General features: G+C 74.4%; 14 protein-coding genes, 1 pseudogene and 1 riboswitch. Of the genes and pseudogenes, 8 read left to right on the top strand and 7 right to left on the bottom strand.

Going from position 1 to position 15,984, the window contains the following annotated elements:
• Positions 1-174: 174 nt before the first annotated feature.
• A riboswitch (M-box (ykoK) riboswitch) is annotated at positions 175-348 on the bottom strand.
• 114 nt (positions 349-462) lie between these two features.
• A complete protein-coding gene (locus tag K7472_RS09595) occupies positions 463-1,212 on the bottom strand; it encodes a class I SAM-dependent methyltransferase (RefSeq protein WP_222976190.1) in 750 nt (249 codons plus the stop codon).
• Between the two features lie 5 nt (positions 1,213-1,217).
• Entirely contained in the window at positions 1,218-2,192 is a 975-nt protein-coding gene (locus tag K7472_RS09590; protein ID WP_222976188.1) for a serine/threonine dehydratase, read from the bottom strand.
• Between the two features lie 278 nt (positions 2,193-2,470).
• Here K7472_RS09590 and K7472_RS09585 point away from each other — a divergent pair, with 278 nt between their 5' ends.
• From K7472_RS09585 to K7472_RS09570, 4 genes are all read left to right on the top strand, one after another.
• Positions 2,471-2,971 (top strand): inorganic diphosphatase, encoded by a 501-nt coding sequence (locus tag K7472_RS09585; RefSeq protein ID WP_222976186.1) that lies wholly within the window; start codon positions 2,471-2,473, stop codon positions 2,969-2,971.
• Positions 2,972-3,003: 32 nt separating this feature from the next.
• Positions 3,004-3,813: a class I SAM-dependent methyltransferase gene (locus tag K7472_RS09580; protein ID WP_222976185.1), complete on the top strand. Its 810-nt coding sequence runs from the start codon at positions 3,004-3,006 to the stop codon at positions 3,811-3,813.
• Between the two features lie 152 nt (positions 3,814-3,965).
• The gene (locus K7472_RS09575; RefSeq protein WP_222976183.1) at positions 3,966-4,127 is read left to right on the top strand and encodes a YqaE/Pmp3 family membrane protein; all 162 of its coding nucleotides are present in this window, start codon (positions 3,966-3,968) and stop codon (positions 4,125-4,127) included.
• A 76-nt stretch (positions 4,128-4,203) separates the two neighbouring features.
• Positions 4,204-5,511, top strand: a complete 1,308-nt coding sequence (locus K7472_RS09570; protein ID WP_222976181.1) for a geranylgeranyl reductase family protein — start codon at positions 4,204-4,206, stop codon at positions 5,509-5,511.
• A 21-nt stretch (positions 5,512-5,532) separates the two neighbouring features.
• On the opposite strand, the gene K7472_RS09565 is transcribed toward K7472_RS09570, so the two are convergent.
• On the bottom strand, positions 5,533-6,555 hold the full coding sequence (locus K7472_RS09565; RefSeq protein WP_222976179.1) for an acetamidase/formamidase family protein: 1,023 nt from the start codon (positions 6,553-6,555) through the stop codon (positions 5,533-5,535).
• Positions 6,556-6,628: 73 nt separating this feature from the next.
• Positions 6,629-6,904: a hypothetical protein gene (locus tag K7472_RS09560; RefSeq protein ID WP_222976178.1), complete on the bottom strand. Its 276-nt coding sequence runs from the start codon at positions 6,902-6,904 to the stop codon at positions 6,629-6,631.
• A gap of 370 nt (positions 6,905-7,274) precedes the next feature.
• Between K7472_RS09560 and K7472_RS09555 the strand changes: the two genes are divergently transcribed.
• The gene (locus K7472_RS09555) at positions 7,275-8,726 is read left to right on the top strand and encodes a hypothetical protein (RefSeq protein ID WP_222976175.1); all 1,452 of its coding nucleotides are present in this window, start codon (positions 7,275-7,277) and stop codon (positions 8,724-8,726) included.
• A gap of 56 nt (positions 8,727-8,782) precedes the next feature.
• Here K7472_RS09555 and K7472_RS09550 read toward each other — a convergent pair whose 3' ends face one another.
• From K7472_RS09550 to K7472_RS09540, 3 genes are all read right to left on the bottom strand, one after another.
• Positions 8,783-10,000: a S53 family peptidase gene (locus K7472_RS09550; RefSeq protein WP_222976174.1), complete on the bottom strand. Its 1,218-nt coding sequence runs from the start codon at positions 9,998-10,000 to the stop codon at positions 8,783-8,785.
• Positions 10,001-10,316: 316 nt separating this feature from the next.
• On the bottom strand, positions 10,317-11,903 hold the full coding sequence (locus tag K7472_RS09545; RefSeq protein WP_222976172.1) for a glycerol-3-phosphate dehydrogenase/oxidase: 1,587 nt from the start codon (positions 11,901-11,903) through the stop codon (positions 10,317-10,319).
• Entirely contained in the window at positions 11,900-12,496 is a 597-nt protein-coding gene (locus tag K7472_RS09540; protein ID WP_222976170.1) for a TetR/AcrR family transcriptional regulator, read from the bottom strand. The genes K7472_RS09545 and K7472_RS09540 overlap by 4 nt, the downstream gene beginning before the upstream one ends.
• A 104-nt stretch (positions 12,497-12,600) precedes the next feature.
• On the opposite strand from K7472_RS09540, the gene K7472_RS09535 reads away from it, so the two are divergent.
• From K7472_RS09535 to K7472_RS09525, 3 genes and pseudogenes are all read left to right on the top strand, one after another.
• Positions 12,601-14,193, top strand: a complete 1,593-nt coding sequence (locus K7472_RS09535) for an FAD-binding oxidoreductase (protein ID WP_222976795.1) — start codon at positions 12,601-12,603, stop codon at positions 14,191-14,193.
• Between the two features lie 86 nt (positions 14,194-14,279).
• A complete protein-coding gene (locus tag K7472_RS09530; protein WP_222976168.1) occupies positions 14,280-15,161 on the top strand; it encodes a diacylglycerol/lipid kinase family protein in 882 nt (293 codons plus the stop codon).
• Positions 15,162-15,687: 526 nt separating this feature from the next.
• Positions 15,688-15,984: pseudogene (locus K7472_RS09525) on the top strand (LCP family protein); the annotation flags it as partial.

Raw genomic sequence — 15,984 nt, 5'->3', positions numbered from 1 at the left:
GGCCGCGCAGGGGAAGGTGTTACCGCGTGCCGGAAGAATGCGAGGACATGCGGGATGTGGGCCTACTGTGGCCCGGACTACTACTGGAATCCATGCGTCTCTCGCCTCCTTCCGGTCAGGGCGCGACAGCGCGCCGTGCGACGCGGCAAGGGAGCAGACCGGTCCGATGCGACCGGCTCACCCCAACTCGTCAGAGCTTTGGCACTCCACGGCGTAATCCCCCTTCGGGGGAAGCCACTTGGGGTCACCCCTTAGGCCGGGGAGACCTGTCCTGAACCTGGGCGTCTCTCGACGTCGTCGGGTCAGTGGCCTGTGTCCGTGAAGACGCCTCACCGAACGAGGTGCCTGTACAAACTTCTCACAGCATACCCCCAGCTCGCGGCCGCCAGGTCACAACGGTCCGCCTTGACGGGGATTTGACGCGGCTGCGAAGCCCCGACGCGGTGGTGGCATACGGCGGGCTCAGGCTTCCGCCACCACCATGCGGCACCGCGGGCTGCCGTCGGGCCGCCGCCCCAGCGCGGGCAGCGCGACCAGGCGCACCGTGAACCCCGCCCTGGTCAGCTCCTCGCGCACCGGGCCGAGCCGGAAGGGCCGGTAGTACATGACGAAGGGCGGCCGCCACACGAGGTTGCGCACCCGCATCGCCGCGTCGAAGGCCAGCAGGGACCAGTACAGGGGCGAGCCGGGCGGCGCGGGCGCCGGAAGCGGGAAGACGAAGCGCCCGCCGGGCCGCAGCACCCGGCGCGCCTCGGCGAAGAGCCCCGGCCACTCCCGGGGCAGGAAGTGGCCGAAGGCGCCGAAGCTCACGACCAGGTCGAAGGCGGGACCGAAGGGCAGGGCCCGGGCGTCCGCGCGCACCCAGCGCGGCCGGGGCGCGGGCAGGCCTTCGTCCGAGGATGCCGAGGCGGCCTGCCCGTACGTGCTCCGGGCTACCGTGAGCATGCCGTCGCTGAGGTCCACGCCGGTGACACTCCCCCGGCACACCGCGCCCAGCACCCGCGCGCCCGCGCCGGTGCCGCAGCACAGGTCGAGGCCGTCCTCGACCGGGCCCATCGCGCACAACGCGTCCCGCACCGCGTCCAGCACCGGCGCGGGCGTGCGGAACGGCGTGCGGTCGAACTTCGGCGCCAGCAGGTCGTAGCCCCGTTCGACCGAGGAGAGCGCCTGCACGGCCAGCTCGCGGACGGTGGGGCCCTCGGGAGTGAACACCGGTTTCAGCCCCGGTCCCGGCCGGTCAGGTCGCCCGGGTCGGTGTTGGCGCCGCACAGCACGACGGCCACCGTCTCGCCCGCCGCCGGGGCGTAGGCACCGCGCAGGGCGGCGAGGGCGGTGGCGGCGGCGTGTTCGACGGCGATCCGGCGCTGGTCCCACAGTGCCTGCCGGGCACGGACGATCCCGGCGTCGGGGACGAGCACCGTACGCACGTCGTCCCGCCGTGCCACCGCCAGCGCCATCGGCCCGGCCCGCCGGGCGCCCAGGGAGTCCGCCGCGACGGAGTCGATCTCCACGTCGACCGGCTCACCGGCGCGCAACGCGGCGTCCAGCGCACGGCAGTTGTCGGGTTCGACGGCGACGGTGCGGATCCCGTGGTGGCCGGCGGCGGTCGCGACCCCGGCGAGCAGCCCGCCACCGCCGACCGCCACAACCACCGTGTCCAGCGCGGGAATCCGCTCCCGCAGCTCCGTCAGCAACGTCCCCGCACCCGCCGCGATCAGTGGGTGATCGTAGGCATGGCTGGCCAGGGCGCCGCTGTCGGCCGCGAACTTCCCGCACGCCACCAGCGCGTCCGCGTACCCCTGCCCGACCAGCCGCACTTCGGCGCCGTACGAGCGCAGCCGGGCGACCTTGACGGCGGGCGCGGTCTCGGGGAGGAAGACGGTGGCCCGCACGCCCTGTTCCCGGGCCGCCCAGGCACAGGCCAGGCCCGCGTTGCCGCCGGAGGCGATGGTCACGCCCGCTCGCGGGAGGGTGCCGGCCGCGCGGTGGGCCAGCAGGAAGTTCTGCGCGCCGCGCGCCTTGAAGGAGCCGGTGTGCTGCATGTACTCCAGCGCGAACCACACGACGGCCGGGGCCTCGACCCCGTAGGAACGGGTCTCGTCGGGGTCGAGCCGTGCGACGGCGACGGGGCGCACGCGTCCGGCGACGCGTCCGGCGGCGGACTCGACGTCGGCGTGGGTGAGTTGGGGCACGGGCTGCTCCTGCGGTACGGCGGGCTGCGGCCGCTCCAACGTAACGCAGCGCGCCGCGCGGGCGGGCCGGGCGCCGGTTCCGGTCAGCGCCGGGCCCGCGCGCCTCATCCCTTCGGGCGGTGCCGCGTCCGTATCCAGACATCGGCGCGACGATGGGGAGGAAACTCGCTGTCCCGCTGATATCGTGCGATTCGCCTGCGGCGGTGGGATCACCCATGCGGGGCCGAACGACGGCATCGAGCGAGATCGAGCGGCGTCAGACGACGAGGAGGCCGGCGATGGCTGCACCGGAGGAGTTCGACGTGGTGGTCGAGATTCCCCAAGGCTCCCGTAACAAGTACGAGATGGACCACGAGACGGGCCGCATCCGGCTGGACCGGCTGCTGTTCACGGCCACCAAGTACCCGTCGGACTACGGCTTCGTCGACGGCACCCTGGGCCGGGATGGCGATCCGCTGGACGCCCTGGTGCTGGTCGGCGAGCCCACCTTCCCCGGCTGCGTGATCCTGTGCCGGGCCATCGGCATGTTCTGCATGACCGACGAGAACGGGCCGGACGACAAGGTGCTGTGCGTCCCGGCCCACGACCCGCGGTACGGATCCGTGCAGGACATCGGTGACATCTCCGAGTTCGACCGGCTGGAGATCACCCACTTCTTCGAGGTCTACAAGGACCTGGAACCCGGCAAGTCGGTCGAGGGCTCGCACTGGGAGGGCCGGGACGGCGCGTACGACGAGATCGAGGCGTCCCGCAAGCGCGGCGTCGAACACGCCGGATAGCCCGGCGCGGGACGCGGTCCTACCCTGGAGGCATGCCCCGTACCGCGGCACACGGCGGCGGACACCGGGTCACGCGCTTCGCCCGCGCGCTCGCCGCGGATCCGGTGGAGGCCCTGTCGTACCTGCCGGAGGAAGCGGCCAGACACTGGGAGCACCCGGTGGACCACACCGTGGACCCCGCGTGGGAGCGGGACCTGCACCGCCTGCTGGGCGCGCCGTGGCCCTGCCCGGAGCGGGTCGGCGCCGACCGGGAGTGGGACGCGGTGGTGGCTGGAATGCGTGCGCGCGGGCTGGCCTTCGGGCGGCACACCTACGGGCACTACAGCGACGCGGACCGCTCGTTGGCGCGCGCGGTGTGGTGCGCGGTGCGGCACACCACGCCGGATGTCGTGGTGGAGACCGGCGTGGCGCGCGGTGTCGTGACGCGATTCGCGCTGACAGCACTGGCCGTCAACGGCAACGGTCATCTGTGGAGCGTCGACCTGCCCCACCCGTTCGAGCCGGCGCTGCACGCGCAGACCGGCGCGGCGGTGCCGGGACGCCTGCGGGACCGCTGGTCGTACGTGCCGGGGTCGAGCCGCCGCAGGCTGCCGGGGCTGACCCGGCGGCTGGGCCGGGTGGACCTCTTCGTCCACGACAGCCTGCACACCGCGCGCAACACCCGCTTCGAGATGGACCGCGTCGCCCGGGTGCTCGCGCCGGGCGGGGTCATGCTGGTCGACGACATCAGCACCCACCAGGGCTTCGCCGAGTGGGCCGAGGACGCGGGCGGGGCGGCCGAGACCCTGGTGTGCCCGTCGGCGGACGGCGAGGGACTCTTCGGTGTCGTGCGCCGGGTCTGAGCCTCGGCTTCGTGCGCCGGTGTCTGCCTCCTCGCGCCCCGGGCCTGATCTTCGGTGTCGTGCGCCGGGTCTGAGACGGGCCGGGCGGGGTACCGGGGAAACGACGCGGCGGGTTCCGGCCGTCGCGGTGGTTCCGGCCGTTGGGAGTGATCATGTTCAAGGTGCTGCTGGTGCTGCTGTGTCTGGTGCTGCCGTGGCTGGCGGTGCTGATCAAGGAGGGGCCGAGCCTGAAGGTGCTGTGGGCGTTCCTGCTCCAGCTGCTCGGTCACGTGCCCGGTGTGATCTACGGGATCTACCAGGTGGTCAAGGACTGAACCGGCCCGGGCGTGGCATGCTGCGCTCACCGCGACCCTCGCGGACGACCTGCCCGACCACGCCGAAAGGGCCGCGATGCCACCGACGACGCCCCAGCCGAAGGACCGCGACGACGCGGCGGTGATCGTGGTGGGCGCGGGCCCCGCCGGGTCGGCCACCGCGTACCACTTGGCCCGGGCGGGGGTGGACGTCCTGCTGCTGGAGAAGGCGGAGTTCCCGCGCGAGAAGGTCTGCGGTGACGGTCTGACGCCGCGCGCCGTCCACCAGTTGATCCGTATGGGCGTCGACGTGGACGGGCCGGGGTGGACGCGCTCGCGCGGGATGCGCTGGGTGGCCGGCGGGCGGTCCGCGCTCATCGAGTGGCCGCGGCTCGGCCGCTACCCGGACTTCGGGCTGACCCGCACCCGCCACGACTTCGACGACCTGCTGGCCCGGCACGCGGTCGGGGCCGGGGCCAGGCTGCGTACCGGGACGAAGGTCACCGGCGCGCTGACCGACCGCGCGGGCCGGGTGATCGGCGTACGGGCCCAAGTGGGCCCGGAGCGTACGGAATCGGAGTACCGCGCGCGGGTGGTGGTCGCGGCCGACGGCGCCTCCGCGCGCCTGGCGCTGGGCCTGGGCCTGCGGCGCGACGAGCGGCAGCCGATCGCGACGGCCGCGCGCCGCTACTACCGCAGCCCGCAGCGCTCCCAGGAGGAGTACCTGGAGCTCTGGGCCGACCTGCGGCTGCCGGGCACCGACCGCTACCTGCCGGGCTACGGCTGGATCTTCCCGATGGGTGACGGCCGGGTCAACGTCGGCCTCGGCGCGTTGCCCAACCGCCGCAACGGCACCGTCGACCTGCGTGCCACGATGGACCACTGGCTGGCCCGCACCCCCGCGCACTGGGGCCTGCGCCCCGGTGAGGGCGACGCGGCGGAGGGCCAGGTCCTGAGCGCCGCGCTGCCGTTGGGGTTCAACCGGCATCCGCAGTACGGGCGGGGCCTGTTGCTGGTCGGCGACAGCGGCGGCATGGTGAGCCCGTGGAACGGCGAGGGCATCGCGCAGGCGCTGGAGGCGGGCGAGGTGGCCGCCGAGGCCGTCGCGATGGCGCTCACGGTGCCGGACGGCCCGGCACACGAACGGGCCCTGGGCCGCTACCCGGTGGAGATGTCCAGGCGCTGGGGCCGCCACTACCGGCTGGGCAACGTGCTGACGAAGCACGTGTTCTCCCGCGCCGGCTTCCAACCCCTGCTCAACGGCTGGGTGATGGGGTCGCCCGCGGTGCTCGACGGGATGGCGCGGCTGCTGGTGGGGCTGACGGACGATCCGCCGCGGGACCGGGTGGACCGGGTGCTGGGGACGCTGCTGCGGCTGGTGCCGGAACCGAAGCCGAGCCGGTAGGCAGCCGGGGCGACCGGTCGGTCAGCCCACGACGCCCGCCAACTCGGCCGCGGTGGCGCGCAGTCGGCGGTGCAGGTCGCGGTGCGGGATGCCCGGCGGCAGCCACTCCTTGCGGATCTTGGCGACCGCCGTGTAGTTGGTGTCGCAGACGTTCGCCAGCGGGGATTCCACGGCTTGGGTGAGGAACTGGTAGGCGTCCAGCTCCTCCAGCCCGTAGTCGCGCACCAGCCACTGGACCAGGTCGAGTTGGGCGATGCGGAAGGCGTCCTCCAGCGGGCGGGCCGAGCCGGTGGAGATGATGTGGGTGTCGGACTCCAGCCGCGGCCAGGGGGTGGCGACGCCCTTGAGGAGTTCGACCACGACGACGGTGTTCATCGCGCACTCCACCGCGACGCCGCAGGTCTCGCCCTCGCCCTGGCGGGCGTGGCCGTCGCCGAGGCTCAGCAGCGCGCCCTCCACGTTGACGCCCAGGTAGCAGGTGGTCCCGGCGCGCATCTCCGGGGTGTCCATGTTGCCGCCGTGCGCGTCGGGCACCAGCGCGGAGCGCACCTCCAGGTTGGCCGGGGCCACGCCGACCGTGCCGTGCATGGGCTCCATCGGCAGTTCGAGCCGCAATCCCTCGCGGCGTGTGGTGAACGCGCAGGTGCGGCGGGCGCGGTCCAGCTCCCACATCCACACCACTTCGGGCAGCGGCGGCTGGAGCGTGGCGGTGGCGTGCGTGGAGGTGAGCGCGCCGAACAGCGGGACGGTGGTGGAGGCGGCCCAGTCGCGGGCCGGTTCGATCGACACGAAGTGCACCGCGACGGTGTCGCCCGGCTCGGCGCCCTCGACGTGGAACGGGCCGGTCTGCGGGTTGAGGAACGGGAACTCGCAGACCTGGGAGACGAGGTCCTTGTCCGAACGCACCCGGCCCGCGAAGCAGTCCTCGGTGTAGAGGTCGAGCACGGTTCCCGGCGCGATCCTGGCCACCGGCGCGGCCCCGCCGAAGGTCCAGGCGTAGGAGCCGGTCTCGGGTCGTACGGTGATCACTCGCGGATCGCTCATGGCGCCAGCGTAGGCGTTCCTGGACACGGGGGAACCCCCGCCGTGGGGACGGCGGGGGTTCCCGGCCACGCGACTAGCGGACGCAGACCAGGCGCGGCTTGTGCCAGGTGCGGGTCCAGTACCCGGCGTGGCGGTAGCCGTGCCGGTCGCGGTAGGCGGGGTGCCAGGTGCGGGTCCAGTAGCCCCTGGCCTCGTGGCACCGCGAGTGGCCCACGTGGTGGGCGGACACCGGGGCGGGGTGGTGGACCGGGGCGGCCGAGGCGACACCGACCGAGGAGAGCACGGCCCCGCCGGCGAGCGCGACGGAGGCGGCGCCCAGAGCGAGTACTCGCTTGAACCCTTCAGCCATAAAGCATCGTGCCTTTCGAGTTGCTGTGATGCGGATTCCCGGGCCGTTTCCGGCCGGGCACGCATCACGATGCACCCGCGCCACCGCCTCCACGGGGGAAACGCCGCAGACGTTACGGAATCTAGACAGACCGAAGACAAACGCATTAATCGCACAATTCACCCATTGGTGTCGTATCGCTTGTCCCGCAAGGGCATTGAGCCCTCGCACAGTTCGAATGATTCTCAGGGCGCCGAGCGACCGGCGCGCCTCGCACCGCCACCAGCGACCGGCGCACACCCCGCCCGCCGTCGAGAGTCGCTGAACGCCCCACCCGCCGCACCCGTAAGGAGGTTGACGTGCACGCGTTGACTACGGGACGAGGTCACTCATGGCACACGAGCGCGACGACGGGCGCGGGCAGCCGCGACGGCACCTGCGGCGGCACCCGCGACAGCGCCTTCGACGGCGCAGGGTCCTGCGGCGGCGGCTGTCGAAACTCACGCTGACCCTGGCCGGACTGCCGCTGCTCATGGGCGGGATCGCCGGGACCGTGTTCGCCTCCCAGGACGCGGCGGGCCCTGCGGCGTCGGCCCACGGCTCCCCCGCGCGGCTCGCGCCGACCCGCAGCTCCCCGCCGCAGCCGAACCCCGACTGCACCCTCGTCGTCCCGGCGGACCCGCTCACCGCCAAGGGGCTCGCGACGCCCTACCGGCTGACCGCCACCGACCCGGCGCAGGGCCCCTGTCACGAGGCGAACCCCGCGCAGTCGGCGTTCGTCGAGGCGGCGGTCCTGACGAAGTCCGGCGGCCTCACGCTCTACGACCCGCTGGTGACCGACGCGGGCCGCAGGCCGGGAGCGCCGCCCGCCCCCGCCACGGTGCCGGCCGGCTCCACGGTGGGCATCTGGTTCGGGTTCAACGGCACCGATCTGACCCTGCGTTCGGCCTCCGGCACCCGTGCGCTCACGAGCGCCAAATGCGTGGGTGGCCTGAACGGTTCGCTCTTCGGCCAGTTCGCCTACTGCGACGCACCCGCGTTCTTCAAGGCCGCAGGCGCCCGTATCGCGGCGAAGCAGTTGAAGCTGCCCGCGCTGGGGACGGCGAAGGACGGCATGCCGTGTCCGACCACACGGGACTTCTCGGTGGTGGACCAGGACCAGAGCGACAACGTGGTGACCCACTACCTCGCCGACGGCCACGGCCGGATCGCGCAGAACGACGCCGCCGGGCACGCCGCACTCCCCCACGCCACGGACCTGGCGAACGGCAGCGACAACCTGCTGCTCGCCCAGTTCGTCGACCCGGCGCTGGGCTGCACCCCGCCCACCGCGCCGGACCAGTCCAGCGACGGGCAGCCCAGCGCCGCGCTGCCGCTGGACGAGTTGTCGGCGGCGGCAGGGCAGCGGGCGCCGGTCGCCCTGGTCCCGCTCGACGACCCGATGACGCTGAGGGGCACGAGGCCGAGCACGACCAAGACGAACCTGTACCGGGCCGGGGTGGGCCAGCCCCCGCTCGACGCGACCGACCACGGCGACGGCGCCGCCTACTGCCGCAGGATGTTCGGCGACCCCGCGGGCGTCCAGCGGGTCTTCCGCGACCGCGCGCTGCTGTCCGCCGCGCCTTCGGCGGACGCCGGGACGGCCGCCAACCTCTTCGCGTTCCTCGCCCTGCGCGCCGGCCAGTCGTTCACCAACCTCGGCTGCGGCGCGCTGCTGGGTGTCCCCGACCCCGTCACCGTCACCACGGACGCCAACGGCGTGGCCACCGGCGCGACCCTGGCCCCGCTGGGCGGTTCACCGCGTCCCGCGCCGAGTGCGTCCCCCCGGGCACGGCACTGGTGACCGGTGGCAGGACGGCTCGGTCGACCGGCCGCCGGTCACCAGTGCCGGACGGGCCGTCAGCCGGTGAACGCCGTGGTGCCGTTCGGCGTGCCGAGGCCGGTGGGGCCGTCGTAGCCCGGTCCCGCCGTGCACAGGTAGGCGGGCGTGCAGGTGCCGTCGGAGCCGGTGGTGATGTCGTTGAGCGCCGAGGCGTGCGCGTACGGGAACGACGCGGGCGAGCTGTTGGCGCTCGGCGGGCCGGCGAGCGCGTAGACGGCGGCGATCAGCGGCGCGGAGACGCTGGTGCCGCCGTAGACGTTCCAGCCGCCCGCCTGGTACGTGTCGTAGACGGCGACGCCGGTGGCCGGGTCGGCGACCGCGGAGACGTCCGCGATGGTGCGCCGGGCGCAGCCGCTGTCGTGCTGCCAGGACGGCTTGGGCTCGTACGCCGAGCAGCCCGCGCCGGCGCCCTGCCCGGCCTTGGTGCCGCCCCACGCGGCCTCCGTCCAGCCCCGGGTGTCGGGCCCGCGCTTGAGGCTGGTGCCGCCGACCGCCACCACGTCGGGGGAGGCCGCCGGGTACTGCGTGCCGTAGCCGGAGTCACCGGAGGCCGCGGTGATGGCGACGCCGGGGTGCCGGAAGTACTTGGCGTCCGCGGCGGTCTCCGAGGAGGTCTCGCCGCCGCCGTAGCTGTTGGAGACGTACTTGGCGCCGAGTGCGACGGCCTCGTTCTCGGCGGCGCCCAGGTCGTCGAGGTCGGCGGACTTGGCCTCGACGAGCAGGATGTGGGCGCTGGGCGCGACGGCGGAGACCATGTCGAGGTCGAGGGAGATCTCCCCGGCCCAGCCGGAGTTGCCCTCGGGGTAGGTGGTCCCGCCGGTCTGGTCGGTCTTGCGCAGGCAGCCGCTCGCCGTCGTGCACTCCGGCAGGCCGAACTGCTTGCGGTAGGCGGTCAGGTCCTTCTCCGCGTTGGGGTCGTCGTAGGCGTCCACGATGGCGACGGTCTGGCCGGACCCGCCGTCCGCGGGCAGCCCGTAGGCGGCGCGCAGGTCGGCCGGCCCGAAGCCGCCGGGGCTGACCCCGGGTCCCAGCATCGCCTTGACGGTGACGTCGGTGCGGGCCAGCGCCGTACAGGCCATGACGCCGGGGCGGCCACCTTGCGAACACAGGCGCTTGGCGACCGGGCCCGAGGGGCGGGCCTGGGCGGCGGTGGGACCGGTCGCGGTGAGCGCGAGGGCCGAGACGACTGCGGCTGCGGCGTGGCACAGCCGGCGGGTGGAACGGGATGCGGACACGTCGGCGCCTTCGGTAGCGGGGGCGGTGGGCGGACGCGGTGCGTCCGGCCCGGCGGCCGCACCGCCTCCGCAAGCTAACCGAAAGGGCCGGTAATGCCGCGAACGCGACACGCGCGACGGCGTGCGGCGACCGGTCGCCGCGGCGCGTGTGCCGCGACGCGATCCCTCCGAACGGCGGACCGCCCGAACGGCGTACGGATTGACGCCCGCACGTCTGCCGCGTCCCGCATGTCCGCCGGGCCCGCCACCTCCCGCACGTGCCGTACGTCCGCAACGCTCGCCGCGTCCCGCTCCCCTTTCACGTCCCGCGTCCCCTTCACGCTCCGGCGCGCGACTCCGCCCCGGCGGCCAGCGCCTCGCGTGCGGCGGACAGCGCCTCGGCGCGGTCGGCGGGGACCAGGCCGACGCGGGTGCGGCGGTCGAGCAGGTCGGCCTCGTCGAGGGCGCCTTCGTGCCGTACCGCCCACAGCAGCTCGGCGCGGGTGACGTCGCTGCCGGAGGCGACCGGCTCGCGCAGCGACGGGTCGGCGTCGCCCAGCGCCCGGATCGCCGGGGCCTCGGTGCCGTAGCGGGCGACGAGGCGGCGCGGCGCGGGCAGTCCGGCCAGCGTCACCGGGGAGGCCGCGCCGACCAGCGGCAGCCGGGTGGTGCGGCACGGCCCGGCGGTCAGGCCGCGTGCGGCCACCGCGGCGTCCACCGCGTCCTGGGCCATCCGCCGATAGGTCGTCAGCTTGCCGCCGACGACGGTCACGACGCCTTCGGGCGAGGTGAGGACGGCGTGCTTGCGGGAGATGTCGCTGGTGCGGGCGGTGCCGTCGCCCGAGGTGTCGAGCAGCGGTCGCAGCCCGGCGAACGCGCCGACCACGTCGCGCCGGTGGACCGGGGCGTCCAGGGCGGTGCCCAGGATGTCGAGCAGGAAGCCGATGTCGGACTCGGGCACCTCGGGCACGTCCGGGACCGGCCCGTCGACCGGCTCGTCGGTGAGGCCGACGTAGACCCGGCCGTCGCCCTGCGGCAGCACGAGCACGAAGCGGCTGGTCTCGCCGGGGATGGGCAGGTGCAGTCCGGTGGTCAGGCCCGCGAGGCTCTCGGCGCGCAGCACGAGGTGGGTGCCGCGGGAGGGCCGCAGCCGGATGTCGCCGACGAGCCGGTCGGCCCACACGCCGGTGGCGTTGACGACGGCGCGCGCCTTGACGGTGAGTTCCTGGCCGGTCGTCTCGTCGCGCACCCGCGCTCCGGAGCCGCCGACGGACAGCGCCCGTACCCGGGTCAGGATGCCGGCCCCCAGCCCCGCCGCGGTGCGGGCGATCGCGGTCACCAGGCGGGCGTCGTCGGCGAGTTGGCCGTCCCAGGACAGCAGGGAGCCGCGCAGCCCGTACGGCCGCAGCACCGGGGCGGCGCGCAGCGTCTCGACCGCCGACAGCCGCCGCGGCCCGGGCAGCGTGCCGCGCCGGGTGCCGGCCGCGAGGCGCAGCAGGTCGCCGGCGCGCAGTCCCGCGGCGGCGAGCGCGGCGCCGCGGTGCCCGGTCAGCCGGGTCAGCGGCAGCACGAACGGCTGGGCGCGCACCAGGTGGGGGGCGGTGCGTTCCATCAGCACGCCGCGTTCCACCGCGCTCTCGTGTGCCACGTCCAGTTGTCCGGAGGCCAGGTAGCGCAGGCCGCCGTGGACCAGCTTGGAGCTGAAGCGGGAGGTGCCGAACGCCAGGTCGTGGGCGTCGATCGCGGCGACGCTCAGGCCGCGCGCGGCGGCGTCGAGGGCGACCCCGGCGCCGGTCACGCCGAGCCCGACGACCAGCACGTCCACCGTGGCCCCGTCGCCGAGCCGGGACAGTTCGCGGGCGCGGCGGCCCGCGGTGAGGGAGTGCGGCAGGAGGCGGGCGTCGGCGTCGAGGTTGGCGCTCATGGGGCGAGGGTCCTCTCCAGGATGTGCCGCAGTTCGTCGTGGAAGGCGGCTTCGGCGAGTTCGGGGTCGGCGTCGTCGGTCATCGTCCGCAGCGACAGCGCGAAGGACTGCACCACCAGCAGGACGGAACGGGCCTGCCGCACCGGGTGGTCGGCGCGCACCGAGCCGTCCTCGTGCCCCCGTCGCACCGCGTCGATCAGGACCTCCAGCAGCGCGTTCTGGCTGGCGCCACGCCGGTCGACCAGATAGGGCAGCAGCAGTTCGGGATCGACGTCGAGGATCTTGCGCAGCAGCGGGTGCTCGCGGAACGCGCGCAGGCCCTCGACCAGGCCCTCGACGAGCTGGGCGCGCACCGGCACCGCACTGTCGGGTTCGGGCGCCGCGCCGAGCGCGACGGCCACCCACTCACGCGTCATGACGTCACCGACCAGTGCCCGCACGTCGGGCCAGCGCCGGTAGATCGTCATCCGGGAGACCCCGGCCCGGCGCGCCACGTCGGTGAGGGTGGTGCGGCGCACGCCCACGGCGAGTACGCAGTCGCGGGCCGCGTCCAGCACGGCGTCGTCCCGGCTGTTGTGACGAATAGGCGTCATGTGTAACAGTGTAACGAACGAGATGACGGCGGCAAGCGGCGGCCCACGCCGCGCGGTCGCCGGGCGGCGCGACGGAGCGGGTGGTGCAGGTGGGCGCTGAGGACATGCTGTGGAGCGGATGGGGCGACCCCGCCAAGGCCACTCCGCTGCCGGATTCGGTGGTGGGACTGCTGCGCGACCTGCTGGGTGTCCGGCCGCGGCAGGCGGCGCCCAAGCCCCTGGAGGCGGTCGAGCCCGCGCCGTGCCGTCTGTCCGCCAAGGCGCTCGACGCGCTGCGTGACGCGGTCGGCGAGACCCACGTGCGCACCGACGACGTCAGCCGGGTGCGGCACACCCGGGGCAAGTCCACCCCGGACCTGCTGCGCATCCGCACCGGTTCGGTGGCCGACGCACCGGACGCCGTGGTGCTGCCCGCGTCCCACGACGAGGTGCTCGCGATCCTGCGGGCCTGCGCGGAACTCCGCGTCGCGGTCGTCCCGTTCGGCGGCGGCACCTCGGTCGTCGGCGGCTTGGCACCGCGCGCCCACGACGGCTTCGTCGCGCTCGACCTGCGGCGGCTGGACGGCCTGCTGGACGTGGACCCGGTCTCGCGCACCGCCGTGCTCCAGCCCGGCCTGCGCGGGCCCCGCGCCGAGGAACTGCTCGCCGAACACGGCTTCACCCTGGGCCACTTCCCGCAGTCCTTCGAGTGGGCGACGATCGGCGGCTTCGCCGCGGCCCGCTCCAGCGGCCAGGCCTCGGCGGGCTACGGCCGCTTCGACGACATGGTCGTCTCCCTCCAGGTCGCCACTCCGCAGGGCACGTTGGACATCGGGCGGGCGCCGCGCTCGGCGGCCGGGCCCGACCTGCGGCAACTGGTGCTGGGTTCCGAGGGCGCGTTCGGCGTCATCACCTCGGTCACGGTCCGAGTGAGCCCGGTGCCGGAGGTGAAGGTGTACGAGGGGTGGCGCTTCGCCTCGTTCGCCGACGGGCAGGCGGCGCTGCGGCGGCTGGCGCAGGACGGCCCGTCGCCGACCGTGCTGCGGCTGTCCGACGAGGCCGAGACGCTGATCGGCCTGGCCGACCCGGACGCCATCGGCGGCGGCCTGTCGTCGGACGCGGGCTGCCTGGCGATCGCCGGGTACGAGGGCACCGCGGCTCAGGTCGCGCAGCGCAGGGAGGGCGCCCGGGCCGTGCTGCGGGCGGCGGGCGGCGAGTTCCTGGGCGAGGAGCCGGGCGCGAAGTGGGCGAACGGCCGCTTCTCGGCGCCCTACCTGCGCGACGCGCTGCTGGACGCCGGGGCGTTCGCCGAGACGCTGGAGACGGCGGCGGTCTGGTCGCGCGTCCCGGAGCTGTACGAGGCGGTGCGCACGGCGCTCACCGACACGCTCACCGGCGCGGGCACGCCACCGCTGGTGATGTGCCACGTCAGCCACGTCTACGGAGCCGGCGCGTCGCTGTACTTCACGGTGGTCTCCGCGCAGGGCGAGGACCCGGTGGCGCACTGGGCACCGGCGAAGCGCGCCGCGTGCGACGCGATCCTGGCGGCCGGTGGCACGATCAGCCACCACCACGGCGTCGGCACCGACCACCGCGACTGGTACGCGCGGGAGATCGGACCGCTCGGGGTGGAGATCCTGCACGCGGTCAAGGACCGGCTGGACCCGGCGGGCGTCCTCAACCCCGGCATCCTGCTGCCCCCGCTCTACAACCGCTGACGCACTCCCCCGCCCCGGCGGACGCCGACCGCCCCCAGCACACCACACCCGTGAAGTCCACCGCCGAGCCCCAACGGAGCTTCCCCATGCGACAGTTCACCGCCGTCGTCAATCCCACCGCGGGCGGGTCCCAGGGCGCGGCGGCGCTCATCCCGCTCGCCCGGCTGCTGCGGGAGGCGGGCGCCGAGGTCGAGGTGGAGTACAGCCGGGGCCTGGAACACGCCCGCGAGCTGGCCCGCGACGCCGCCGGACGCGGCCGGGTGGTGCTGGGCGTCGGCGGCGACGGTATGGCGGGTTGCGTGGCGGGGGCGCTGGCGGGGACCGACGCGCTGGTCGGCATCGTCCCGGCCGGACGTGGCAACGACTTCGCGCGGGCGCTCGGCCTGCCGACCGATCCGGCGGCACTGGCCCAGGTGCTGTTGCACGGGGAGCCGAGGAAGGTCGACGCGATCGAGGTGGAGTCCGCGGCGCACGACCGCGTCGCCGTCCTCGGAAGTGTCTACGCGGGTGTGGACGCCGTCGCCAACGCACACGCCAACGCCTCCCGGCTGCTGCGCGGGGCGGCCTCGTACTACCTCGGCGGACTGCGCGCGGTGGCGATGTGGCGCGCCGCGGACTACCGCGTCACGGTCGACGGCACGACGTACCGGCGCAAGGGCTACACCGTGGTGGCCGCCAACTCCGGCTACTACGGCTTCGGCCGGCTGATCGCGCCCGGAGCCGCGGTGGACGACGGGCTGCTGGACGTCGTGGTGATCCACGACGCGCCGCGCCCGTTGTTCTTCGCGGTGATGAACGAACTCAAGGACGGCCGTCACGTGCGGCGCCCGCAGGTGGAGGTCCTGCGCGGGCGCGAGGTGCGCATCGAGGCGGACCGCGCGCTGCCGTACGGTGCCGACGGCGAGGTCGACGCCGCCTTGCCGGTGACCGCGCGGGTGCTGCCGGGTGCGCTGCGGCTGCTGGCCTGAGCAGAGCGCGCGCCCGCACACCGCAACGTCGCCAATCGGCACATCGGCGGCGATAACGGGCGGCGGCCAGATGGGATGTTGCCCATCTCACACGACACCGTTCCGGCCACGGGCGGGCCGATGACGCGGTGGTCGCACGTCGCGGGGACCCGCACCACCCCTCGGGATGTGGCGCTCGTCTCGCCGGACGTCACACGTTCCCCGCATACACTTCGTGGTCCCGATCCGCCGCACGAGCGGCACGTTCCCGGCACGGCGGGCCTGCGACCCCGGTCGCGCACGCGAGTGGCAGCCGTGGGTACGGCGTGGGAAACGCCCCGTTGTGAAGGGGCCGTGACAGGGCTGTTCACAGCGGACTCACGCTCGCTCCACAGATACTCGATACCTTGCGCAACCGTGCAACCTTCGGCTTGGATCGGTCGTCTACCACCAGGGGTGCACACGAAGACGCGACCCCGTCGCGTCGCCATGTGCCGTCGGCGCCGACCGGGGCGCCGGGCTCGACTCGATCGCGTAAGGGTGTGGCATGACCGAGGTATCGCACCGCCGGGGTGCGTCGGCGAAGAGCGGCCGGGCGGCGGTCCCGCACGCCAGGCAGCCCCAGCCGTCCGGACACCGGTCGGGCCGCTCCGGTCCCCCCGGACGCGACCGGTCCCGCCGCAAGCGCCGCAGCTGGCCCAAGCGCCTCGCCATCGTCGCGTCGGTGCTGGTCCTCGTCATCGCCGGAGTGGGCGCCGCGCTCTACGAGCACCTCAACGGCAACATCAAGGGCGTGGCGATATCCGGCGGCGGCGCGGAGAAGGCCGACGCCTTCGGCCGCACT

This window comes from Streptantibioticus parmotrematis (genome assembly GCF_019890615.1).
Lineage (GTDB): Bacteria > Actinomycetota > Actinomycetes > Streptomycetales > Streptomycetaceae > Streptantibioticus_D > Streptantibioticus_D parmotrematis.
This window is presented reverse-complemented; position numbering and strand designations above follow the sequence as displayed.